At 28.3% G+C, this 12,105-nt stretch carries 10 protein-coding genes; all 10 read right to left on the reverse strand.

The window, feature by feature from the left end; translation table 11 throughout:
- Positions 1 to 26 precede the first annotated feature (26 nt).
- The 10 genes from rpsO to OW763_RS06185 all read right to left on the reverse strand — a co-directional run bounded on the left by rpsO (position 27) and on the right by OW763_RS06185 (position 12,060).
- On the reverse strand, positions 27 to 290 hold the full coding sequence (gene rpsO, locus OW763_RS06140; protein ID WP_268040200.1) for a 30S ribosomal protein S15: 264 nt from the start codon (positions 288 to 290) through the stop codon (positions 27 to 29).
- A gap of 90 nt (positions 291 to 380) precedes the next feature.
- Positions 381 to 1,325, reverse strand: coding sequence for a bifunctional riboflavin kinase/FAD synthetase (locus tag OW763_RS06145; protein ID WP_268040201.1), 945 nt, complete (start codon positions 1,323 to 1,325; stop codon positions 381 to 383).
- Between the two features lie 11 nt (positions 1,326 to 1,336).
- Positions 1,337 to 2,206, reverse strand: a complete 870-nt coding sequence (gene truB, locus OW763_RS06150; RefSeq protein ID WP_268040202.1) for a tRNA pseudouridine(55) synthase TruB — start codon at positions 2,204 to 2,206, stop codon at positions 1,337 to 1,339.
- Entirely contained in the window at positions 2,203 to 3,165 is a 963-nt protein-coding gene (locus OW763_RS06155; protein ID WP_268040203.1) for a DHH family phosphoesterase, read from the reverse strand. The genes truB and OW763_RS06155 overlap by 4 nt, the downstream gene beginning before the upstream one ends.
- On the reverse strand, positions 3,152 to 3,520 hold the full coding sequence (rbfA, locus tag OW763_RS06160) for a 30S ribosome-binding factor RbfA (protein WP_268040204.1): 369 nt from the start codon (positions 3,518 to 3,520) through the stop codon (positions 3,152 to 3,154). The genes OW763_RS06155 and rbfA overlap by 14 nt, the downstream gene beginning before the upstream one ends.
- Before the next feature lie 21 nt (positions 3,521 to 3,541).
- Entirely contained in the window at positions 3,542 to 5,632 is a 2,091-nt protein-coding gene (gene infB / locus OW763_RS06165) for a translation initiation factor IF-2 (RefSeq protein WP_268040205.1), read from the reverse strand.
- Positions 5,633 to 5,662: 30 nt separating this feature from the next.
- On the reverse strand, positions 5,663 to 5,929 hold the full coding sequence (gene rnpM / locus OW763_RS06170; protein ID WP_268040206.1) for an RNase P modulator RnpM: 267 nt from the start codon (positions 5,927 to 5,929) through the stop codon (positions 5,663 to 5,665).
- A 26-nt stretch (positions 5,930 to 5,955) separates the two neighbouring features.
- Complete coding sequence (nusA, locus tag OW763_RS06175) at positions 5,956 to 7,017, reverse strand: transcription termination factor NusA (protein ID WP_268040207.1); 1,062 nt, start codon at positions 7,015 to 7,017, stop codon at positions 5,956 to 5,958.
- Between the two features lie 16 nt (positions 7,018 to 7,033).
- Positions 7,034 to 7,495, reverse strand: a complete 462-nt coding sequence (rimP, locus tag OW763_RS06180; RefSeq protein WP_268040208.1) for a ribosome maturation factor RimP — start codon at positions 7,493 to 7,495, stop codon at positions 7,034 to 7,036.
- Positions 7,496 to 7,725: 230 nt separating this feature from the next.
- Positions 7,726 to 12,060, reverse strand: coding sequence for a PolC-type DNA polymerase III (locus OW763_RS06185; RefSeq protein WP_268040209.1), 4,335 nt, complete (start codon positions 12,058 to 12,060; stop codon positions 7,726 to 7,728).
- Positions 12,061 to 12,105 lie beyond the last annotated feature (45 nt).

The following is a 12,105-nucleotide window of genomic DNA, read 5'->3' on the forward strand; positions in this document are numbered from 1 at the left end:
ATAGAGCGGTACTAGCCCGCTCCAAGTTATTTTCTTAATCCTAATTTTTTAATTAAAGTACGATATCTTTCAATATCTTGATCTTTTAAGTAATTTAAAAGACCTCTTCTCTTACCAACCATCATTAAAAGACCTCTTCTTGAATGATAATCTTTTTTATGCATTTTCAAGTGTTCATTTAAGTGGTTAATTCTTTGTGTTAATAAAGCAATTTGAACTTCTGGAGAACCAGTATCTCCTTCATGTGTTGCATATTGTGTTATTAATTCTTGCTTCTTAGCCTTTTCCATATCTAAGCACCTCCAAATTTGTTAATCCCCTATATTCCATGGATGCCGCCGGCCAGTCAAGCACTCATAGGATAAGGTTCATAAATGTTATTATAGCAAATAACTGCCAAAATGTAAATCGTTTTTTTGATTTTCTACATAAGATTTATCTTTTGATATTTGAGAAGAAAGTTCATTAAGAGAATTAAACTTTTTTTCATCTCGTATTCTATCAATAAAATATATTTTTACATTTTCATTATATATATCTTTATCAAAATTCAATATATGAGTCTCTATACTTAATTTTTTATCTTTAACTGTTGGATTATAACCTATATTAGTTATACCTTTATATTTATTATTGTTATACTCTACAATAGAGTAATACACACCACCACGTGGTAATATAAATCTTTTATTGTAATCCAAATTTATTGTAGGAAAATGAAGTTTTCTTCCTAACTGTTTGCCCTGTATAACCTTTCCTTCTAACATAAAAGGTCTTGTTAAATAATAATTAGCTTTTTTAAGTTCACCTTCTGATAATAAATGTCTTATTCTGGAACTACAAATCACTTCATCATTAAATTTTACAGGATCCATTACATATACTTCAACTCCAAGCTTATGTCCTAAGTTTTTAAGCAACTCAATGTCTCCTAGATTTTTATATCCAAATCTATAATTAAATCCTACTATAAAACCTTTAGCATTGTAATGCTTAACCAAATTTTTTATAAAATCTTCAGGAGATATTTTCATGAAATTTTCATTGAAATTTGTATAATTAACAATATCTATTCCAATTTTCTCAAAAAGTTTTGATTTGGTTTTATTTGTAATTATTAGCTTAGGAGCTAAATCTTCATTAATAGTTGTTAAGGGATGATTTTTAAAAGTAAATATCATACTTTTAACATTACTAGCTTTTGATAACTCAATTGTCTTATTAATTAAACTCATATGTCCCATATGTAAGCCGTCAAAACTTCCTAATGTTATATAGGTTTCTTCTTTTAGTTTAATATTAAAATTATCTTCGTATATCATCATTTATTTAACCTCTAAAGCAATAATTTCTTAATTTTAAGACCTGTATCTTTTCGCATACCAATACCTATAAATTTTTCATCTTCAGTATAAAAACGATACATTTTATTTAATTCAAATTTTTTTAACAGATTTTGATTTTGTATTTCAACACCATTGATTAACAATTTAGCTACTTTACTAGTTACATTTATTTTTTTGTATTTATCTAAAGCTTCATCTAATGGAATTAAAAAATCATTTATATTATCTTCTGTTATATCTTCTAATTTTATTGAATCATTTTTTTTAAAGTTTCCACTTTCAGTTCTTTCAAGATACCACATAGTACCACCGCAATTTAATTTAGTTCCTATATCATAACACAGACTTCTAATATAAGTACCTTTTGAACATTTAACTTCAAATGTAACATACGGCAGATTAATATCTAAAATATTAATTTCATGTAAGGTAATATTTCTAGCTTGCCTTTCTATTTCTATACCTTGACGTGCAAGCTCATATAATCGTTTACCTTGTACTTTTATAGCTGAATACATAGGAGGTATTTGAGAAATTTCACCTTTAAAAGAATTAATGGTGTTTTTTAAATCAGTTTCAGAAATATTCACTTCGCTAGTACTAATGATTTTTCCTTCTCTATCGTAAGTGTCAGTAACTACTCCTAATTTTAATTGAGTTTTATATATTTTATAATCGTTCATTATATAATCTACAATTTTAGTTGCTTTTCCAATACATACTGGAAGCACTCCACATGCCATAGGATCTAAAGTACCAGTATGCCCAACTTTTTTTATTCTAGTAATATTTCTTATTTTCCTTACAACATCAAAGGAGGTTATTCCTTCAGGCTTATAAACATTTACTATACCATTCATTTTATCAACTCTTTTTCTATTTCTTTAATTAAAAGCTTTTTAGTGATTTCAAGTGATTTTTTACACAAAAAACCTGAAGCTCTGATGTGTCCTCCGCCTCCAAAGACTTCAGCTATTTTCCTAACATCCACTTTACTTTTAGATCTTAAGCTAACTTTTGTTCCTTCTTGAGATTCTTTTAATAATAATGTTACTTCAACAGTATTTATTTTAGTTCCTATAGATATTATATCTGACGTATCAGCTTTATCAAGTTCAAATTCATCAAGTAGTTTTTGGGTTAATTCCATCACACATACTTCTTCATTAAGAACCAAAAACATATTATCTATTACTCTACCATGCAATTTTAATCTTGAAAAATTCATATTTTCAAAAATATTTCTATGAATTTGTGAAAAATCAATTCCTGTATTTATTAAATTTGCTGCAATATTATGAGTTAATGGTGTAGTATTAGAATGCTTAAAAGAACCTGTATCCGTAATTAGTGCTGTATATAAGCAAGTGGCTATATCTTTATCTATAAAAACATCCATTAAATTAAGCAACTCATATACAATTTCTGCTGTTGCTGCAGCCTTAGCATTAACATAATTTAAATCACCATATAAATCATTTGATAAATGGTGATCTATGTTTATTAAAGTATAGTTACTATTTTGAAATTTCATATTAGAACTAATTCTTTCTACATTTCCACAATCTAATACTATTACTGTATCAGTATTTTCTAAAACACAACAATTATTTTTGTCTATTTTTAATGAAGATGGTAAATATCCAAAATTTTCAGGAAGAATATCTTTTGACATAATATAAACTTCTTTGCCTAATTTAAGAAGCCCTTGCATTAATGCAAGAGAGCTTCCTAAGGCATCACCATCAGGTGATACATGGTATGTGATTCCTATTTTTTCACTTTTTCTTATAACATCAATAATATCATCTATTATCATGAGCCTTTTCATCCTTCTTTAAATTATGAATAAGTTCATTTATATGCATACCATTTTCTATACTATTATCTAGTTCTAAGATTATTTGTGGAGTGCATCTTAACTTAACTCTATGACCCACTTCACGTCTGATGAATCCAAGAGAACTTTTTAATGCATTAAAACTAGCTTTTTTAGACTCTTCATTTCCAAAAAGACTAACAAAAACTTTTGCATATCTTAAGTCATTTGTTACTTCAACTTTTGTTATACTAACCATAGCTGTAAGTCTAGGATCATTTACATCATCTCTGATTATATTACTGATTTCTTTTTTTACTTCTTCATTAATTCTACCTAATCTATATTTAGACATATATATCTCTCCTCAGTATTTTTATATATGTTTAGGTTTTATTTCTTCCATAATATAAGCTTCTACTAAATCGCCTTCTTTTAGGTCATTGAATTTCTCTATTGTCATTCCACATTCATATCCTGTAGCTACTTCTTTTACGTCATCTTTAAATCTCTTTAGTGATGAAATTTCTGATTCAAAAATTACGATACCATCTCGTATAACCCTAACTTTACTATTTCTTGTTATTTTTCCATTTGTTATATAACATCCAGCAACAGTACCTATACTTGAAATTTTATACGTTAATCTAACTTCAGCAGTACCTAAAACAACCTCTTTATATTCTGGTTCTAACATACCAACCATAGCAGCTTTTATATCATCTAAGGCATCATATATAACTCTATATGTTCTTACGTTTACGCCTTCTTTTTCAGCTAAAGTTGTTGCATTATTAGAAGGTCTAACGTTAAATCCTATAATTATAGCATCAGATGCTGCCGCAAGAGTAACATCTGTTTCATTGATAGCTCCAACAGCACCATGAATAACTCTAACTTTAACAGAATCAGTAGATAATTTTTCTAAAGATTGTTTAACAGCTTCAACTGAACCTTGAACATCAGCTCTAACTATTACACTTAATTCTTTTACTTTACCTTCTTGAATTTGATTATATAAATCTTCAAGAGAAACTCTATTTGTTGTTTGAAGACGTTGCTCTCTTAAATTTTCTTTTCTATTTTCTGCCATGTTTCTAGCTGTTTTTTCGTCTTTAACTACATTGAATCTATCTCCTGCATCAGGTACTTCTGACAAGCCTAAGATTTCTACTGGAATAGATGGTCCAGCCGAGTTGATTTTATTACCTTTATCATCAAACATAGCTCTTATTCTACCATATGTAGAACCAACTAGGATTGAATCTCCTCTATTAAGAGTACCATTTTGAACCAATAATGTTGCTACTGGTCCTCTACCTTTATCTAATTTAGCTTCAATTACAGTACCTCTAGCTTTTCTATTTGAATCAGCTTTTAGTTCTTGCATTTCTGAAGTTAAAATTACCATTTCAAGTAGAGTATCTATTCCTTCTTTAGTATGTGCTGATACTGGAACACATATAACATCGCCACCCCAATCTTCTGCGATTAAATTGTGCTCTGTTAATTCTTGTTTAACTCTATCTATATTTGCACCAGGTTTATCAATTTTATTTATAGCCACAACAATAGGAACATTAGCTGCTTTACAGTGATTTATTGCTTCTAATGTTTGTGGCATTATTCCATCATCTGCTGCAACCACAAGAATAACTATATCTGTTATTTGAGCACCTCTTGCTCTCATAGTTGTAAATGCCGCATGACCTGGAGTATCTAAAAATGAAATTTTCTCACCGTTTATTTTTACGGTATAAGCACCTATATGTTGAGTTATTCCACCAGCTTCTGTTTCAGTAACTTTTGCTTTTCTAATAGCATCAAGTATTGAAGTTTTACCATGGTCAACATGACCCATTACAGTTACAACTGGTGGTCTTGTTTCAGCATCATTTTCTTCAATATCTTCTTCAAATTCTTCAACCCCTGTTATATTTTGTTCTTTTTGTATAACTAAGGCATTAAATTTTTCACCAAGTTTTTCAGCTGTATTAAAATCCAACTCTTGGTTTATTGCTGCCATTACACCCATAAACATTAATTGTTTTATTACTTCTGTTATCGGTTTGTTTAATTTATCAGCCAATTCTTTTACTGTAATCGTATCTTCCATTTCTATTGTTATTTGGTCATCTAGTTCTTCTTGATTTTTATTGTCTAAGTCTACATTGTTACAATCTTCTTTTATTTGTTTTTTCTTTTTAGTTTTTTTCTCTTCAACTGAATTGTTAGCATCTTCCTCATATTCATCTACTATACTTTTAGGTGTATCATCCATATCCTGTTTTTTACTATTTTCAGAATCATCATCAAATAGTTCCTTTATCAACTCAGCATCTTCCTCATCTAATACACTCATATGATTTTTTATTTTAATACTAAATTCATTTAAAAGTATTTCTATTAATTCTTTACTTGTTATATCTAATTCTTTTGCTAATTCGTAAACTCTTGTTTTAGCCAAATAGTTCACCCCCATTAGTTTTTTTTAATTTTATTCACTTAAAATTTCTATTTTTAATTTATCATAGATTTCACTACCTATTTTGCATTGTAAATTTTTGTCAAGTCTTTTAGATTTAAAAGAGGCTTCTAAACAACTAACATCTTTACATATATAAGCGCCTCTCCCTGGTTTTTTACCAGTTAAATCTATAGAAATTTCGCCTTCTTTATTTTTCACAATTCTTATTAATTCTTTTTTAGGCTTCATTTCTGAACAGCCAGTACACATTCTTTTGGGTATTTTCCTTACTTTCATAAATAAATTACCACCTTTCTTCAGAATTATTCTGAAGTTAGAGTTTCGCTAGCTTGAGATTCACTCTTTATATCAATTTTCCAACCTGTTAATTTAGCTGCAAGTCTAACATTTTGACCTTCTTTTCCTATTGCTAAAGACAGTTGACTATCCTCTACAATTATTTTAGCAGATTTGTTATCTTCATTAATTGATACATCAATAACTTTTGCTGGACTTAAGGCATTGGCAATATATTTTTCAGGTAAATTACTCCATTTGATTATATCTATTTTTTCATTTCTTAGTTCATTAACTATATTTTGTACTCTTATTCCTTTTGGTCCTACACAAGCTCCTGTAGCATCTACGTTTTCATCATTAGAATGAACAGCAATTTTAGTTCTTGAACCAGCTTCTCTTGATATACTTTTAATTTCTACTACTCCTGAATATATTTCAGGAACTTCCAATTCAAATAATCTTTTTACTAAACCTGGATGTGTTCTTGAAACAACTATTTGAGGTCCCTTTGTTGTATTTTTAACTTCAACTATATAGAATTTGAATTTTTGGTTGAAATTATATTGTTCACCAGGCATTTGTTCATTAGAACACAGTACTGCTTCAAGTTTTCCTAAATCAACAAATACATTTCCTTTATCTTTTCTTATGATAGCTCCAGTAATTATATCATATTCTTTTGCTACAAATTCACTATATATTACTTTTCTTTCAGCTTCTTTTATTCTTTGAATAACTACTTGTTTAGCTGTTTGTGCTGCAATTCTTCCGAATTTTTTAGGAGTAACTTCTATATCAACTATATCACCCATTTGATATTTAGGATCATATTGTCTAGCATCTTCTAAACTTATTTCATTAACAGTTGCAGGATTTTCTTCAACTACTTTTTGTGAATATACGTGCATTTCACCATTGTCTTTATCAATTGTTACTTTTACATTTTGAGAATTTCCACCACTTTTAGCAAAATTCTTTTTATAAGCTGATACTAATGCATCTTCAACCGTATCAAATAACAACTCTTCACTAATTCCTTTTTCTTTAACAATTTCTTTTAAGGCATCAATAAATTCTACATTCATTGTCTTACAAACCTCCTCAAAACTCCCCTTTTAGTGTAATTTTTTTAATTTTATTTTTAGGTATACTAACATTTTCATTTTCTATTTCAATTGAAATATTTTCATTATTAAAATCTAATAATTTACCTATATATGTTTTTTGACCATTATATAATCTTGATAATTTTATGTTTACTATATTATTTATATATTTACTAAGATGTTTATCATTATATAATGTTCTCTCAATACCTGGAGAAGATATTTCTAAATAATAGCTTTCGCTTATAGGATCTTTTTCATCCAGCATATCACTTAATTTTCTACTAACTTTTCCACAATCTTCTAAAGATATACCTTCAGCTTTATCTATATATATTCTAAGATAATTTTCTTTGTTTTCTTTTATATATTCTATATGGTATAATTCATAATTTAGTTGTACTACAATAGGTTCTACTAAATTTGAAAGTTTATCAATTAAAATATCATTTTTCATTTCTGACCCTCCTTACTCTTAGTTTTTACAATTTATTTTTAAATAAACAAACATTAATGAAAAACGCAACATCAGTTGCGTTTTTTACAAATATAAAGAGCGGGCTTTAACCCACTCTTATGCGAACATTTATTTGCAAAGTAATTTATTCAACTTCATTGTAACATACTAAAAAATCTATTTCAAGTAAATATAAGAAAACAATTTATCCTAAACTTGTAAATGCACCATTAGAACAAAGATAATTGATTTGTTTCTGGCAATCCATCTAAGCATCCATGTTCACTTAAAGCTGCTATTACAGTTTTAGAAATTTTTGCCCTTTTTCTTAAATCCTCTTTTGAAATAAATTGACCTTCTTTTCTAACTTTAACAATGCTTTTAGCTGCATTTGCTGCAATACCAGAAAGTGCACAAAGCGGTGGTCTAATATCATCGCCCTCTATTACAAATTTAACTGCATCTGATTTATATAAATCAACTTTTAAAAATTTTATTCCTCTCATATGCATTTCATAAGCCATTTCCAAAACTGTAAGTAACCCTTTATCCTTTTGAGTTGCAGTATTACCTAAATTATTAATTTCACTCATCTTATTTTTCATGGCGTCTACTCCTTTTAATATAAGTTGAGCATCAAAATCATCAATACCTCTTACAGTGAAGTAGGTGCAATAATATGCATGAGCATAATAAACTTTATAGTAAGCTATTCTAACTGCCATCATTACATAGGCAACAGCATGGCCTTTAGGAAACATATATTTTATTTTTTTACATGAATCAATATACCAATCAGGGACTTTATATTCTCGCATCATTTGTTCATGTTCTTCTGTTAATCCTTTTCCTTTACGAACTTTTTCCATTATAGTAAAAGATTCTTTAGACGGCAATCCTTTATGAATTAAGTACATCATTATATCATCTCTTGTTGCAATACAGTCTTTCAACGTTGTATATCCTTCTTTAATATAATATTGAGCATTATTTAGCCAAACATCCGTTCCATGTGATAATCCTGATATTCTTACAAGGTCAGAAAAAGTTTTTGGAGAAGTATCTACAAGCATTTGACGAACAAACTTGGTTCCAAATTCCGGAAGACCATAACTACCAACAGGGCACCCTAATTCTTCAACAGTTACTCCTAATGCTTCCGGAGAAGTAAAAAGACTTAAAACTTTTTCATCACTTATTGATATTGTTGTAGGATCAACATTTGTTATATCCTTCAACATTCTTAAGACAGTAGGATCATCATGACCAAGAATATCTAACTTTAATAATCTACCACTAATTGAGTGATAATCAAAATGTGTTGTTATTATATCACTAGTAGTATCATTCGCTGGGTGCTGTATAGGACAAAAATTAAAAATTTCATTATCACTTGGTACAACCATTATTCCACCTGGATGTTGACCTGAAGTTCTCTTTACCCCAGTACAACCTTGAGTTAATCTTTCGATTTCTGCTTGTGGCACTATTTTTTCTTTTTCATCTAAATATTTTCTAACAAATCCATAAGCAGTTTTTTCTGCAATGGTTCCAATTGTACCAGCTTTAAATGTATGACCTTTTCCAAACAATACTTCTGTATATTTATGAATATCTGCCTGATTTTCACCTGAAAAATTTAAATCTATGTCAGGTTCTTTATCTCCATTAAATCCCAAGAAAGTTTCAAATGGAATATCATGTCCTTCTCTTATAAGATCAGCGCCACACTTAGGACATTTTTTTGGTGGTAAATCCACCCCAGAAGATACTGAACCATCAGTGAAAAATTCGCTATATTTACAATCAGAACAAACATAATGTGGCGGTAATCCATTAACTTCAGTTATATTACACATAGTGGCAACTAAGGATGACCCAACAGAGCCCCTCGAACCTACTAGATAGCCATCATTTAAAGATTTAGCAACTAATTTCTGTGCTATTAGATACAATACAGCATATCCATTATTGATTATTGAATTCAATTCTTTCTCTAATCTTGTTTTCACTACGTCTGGTAATGGGTTTCCATATATAGAATATGCTTTATTTATGGTCATATTTCTAACTTCTTCATCCGCACCTTCTATTTTAGGTGGAAAAGTTTCATCCGGTATAGGTTTAACTGCTTCAATGCTATTTGCAATTTTTTTAGGATTATATATAACAACTTCTTTTGCTTTATCTATACCTAAATATTCAAATTCCTTAAGCATTTCATTAGTAGTTTTTAAATATAAAGGGGGTTGGTTATTAGCATCCGAAAACCCTTGACCATTCATTAAGATTTCTCTAAAAATAGCATCTTTAGGGTCTAAAAAATGAACATCACAAGTAGCAACAACAGGCAAAGTATTTCTTGCTGCAATAGCACATATTTTTTTGTTAATTTCTTCTAGCTGTTTTTCATTTTTTACAATTCCTTTTCTAATCATAAACTCGTTATTACCTAAAGGCTGTATTTCTAAATAATCATAAAACTTTGCTAGGTTATCTAACTCTTCTTCGCTTGTACCTCCAAAAACACTTTTATACATTTCTCCAGCTTCACATGCTGAGCCTATTATTAAACCTTCTCTATATTTTTCTATTAAGCTCTTTAGCATTCTAGGTTTTCTAAAAAAATAATCTAGATTTGAGAAGGAAACAAGTTTGTATAAATTTTTTAGACCAATTTGATTTTTAACTAATATTATTAAATGATATGTATTCATTTTTTTTATATCTTGATTTCCTAAAAACTTCTTATTTAAATCCTCTAATTTAATAATGTTTTTTTCCTTTAATACATTAAAACAATTTAATAAAATATCAGCGGTCGCTTTCGCGTCATCAACTGCTCTATGATGATTTTCTAATGAAATTCCTAAATGTTTAGCAATAACATTTAGTTTATATCTTTTTAATTCTGGAAATAAAAATTTTGCTAAAGGTACAGTATCCATAATAGAATAATTAAATTCTAAATTTATATCATTACAATTTTTTCTAATGAATGATATATCAAAATTTGCATTGTGTGCTACTAAAATCGAATTTTGTATAAATTCTATGAACTTAGGCAATATTTTCTCAACAGTATCAGCATTTTTCACCATACTATTATTTATACCAGTAAGTTCAGTGATTGTATATGGTATGTTGATTTCTGGGTTAATAAAAGTGCTAAATCTATCTACAATAGCTCCATTTTTGATTTTCACAGCACCTATTTCAATAATTTTATCATAAGTACTTGAAAGTCCAGTTGTTTCTATATCAAAAACAACAAATGTATCATTAATAGTTCTATCATTACTGATATTAGTAACTATAGGTACACCATCATTTACCATATATGCTTCAATACCATATATAACTTTAATATTATATTTTTTAGCCGCATCCATTGCTTCTGGATAAGCCTGCACAACACCGTGATCAGTTATAGCTATTGCAGGATGCCCCCACTTTGCTGCTTGTTTTATTAAAGACGAAGTTGAAGACAAACCATCCATAGCACTCATTTGAGTATGAACATGAAGTTCAATTCTTTTTTCTTCAGCAGTATCCATTCTTTCAATTTTAGTAGTTTTAACTATATCTTTTGCCATTATAACAACTTCTCTTGCAAATGAGTCATGAACAGCTTCACCTCTTACTTTACAGTAAAGCCCTACTTTTAATTCTTCAATCAATTCATCAGTTTCTTTAGGTTTAGGAAAACATTTTACAGTTATAGAACTTGTATAGTCCGTTATAAAGAATGTTATGATTTTTCTTCCTGATTTAGTTTCAATTATTTTAATTTTAAAGATATCTCCACATACTGTTGTAATACCTGATGTTTCCTTAATTTCACTTATGTTAACAATTTCTCCTATAGCATCTCTTCCAAAAATAGCATTAGGATTTTTATTAACTTTCTTTTGGGAATAATAATTATTATTATATGAATTACTTGCTTTTTTAGTTTGTTTTGTTTCAATTGAATTAGACATATTAGAAGAATTAGATTTTTGATCAAGTATTGATTTAATTAATAGGTTTTCCTCTGTTGTTTTATTTTTAAAATAGTCTTTTTCACTTAAGGTTGAATCATAATTTATAATAACACTACAATTTATATCGAATATATTACATAAAGTATTTTGGGTTAATTTTTCAATATTTTTTGATTTAAGAAGTTTACACATGAATTTATTACCAATACTTATTTTCAAAGTGTTTTTTTCAACTTTTTTTATAGCTTTGCTTAAAATCTGTTTGCACATAGGTATATTTATTCCTATATTTTCAACTATATCAGTCCAATATTTTTCAACTACTTGAATTAATGTCAAATTAGAAATATTTCTATAACAAATTAAATCTATATTTTCAAAACAAGGTAACTTTTTTAAAATCATTTTCTTTATAATATTTTTATCACTATCCTGTATTTCATTTGTAGATTTTAAAATAACTTTTAACTTGTTACTCTTCGCTAAATATTGAACTTTTACTACTGCTACATTATCTAAAATATCTTTATAACCACTATCCAATTCAGTTTTCAATAGTTGAATCAAACTTGCATTCATTAAGTAACCTCCTAATCAACCAGTTATTGCTGTAAATAATATAGG

It is taken from the genome of Clostridium aestuarii (assembly GCF_026735135.1).
Classification (GTDB): Bacteria; Bacillota; Clostridia; order Clostridiales; family Clostridiaceae; genus Clostridium_H; species Clostridium_H aestuarii.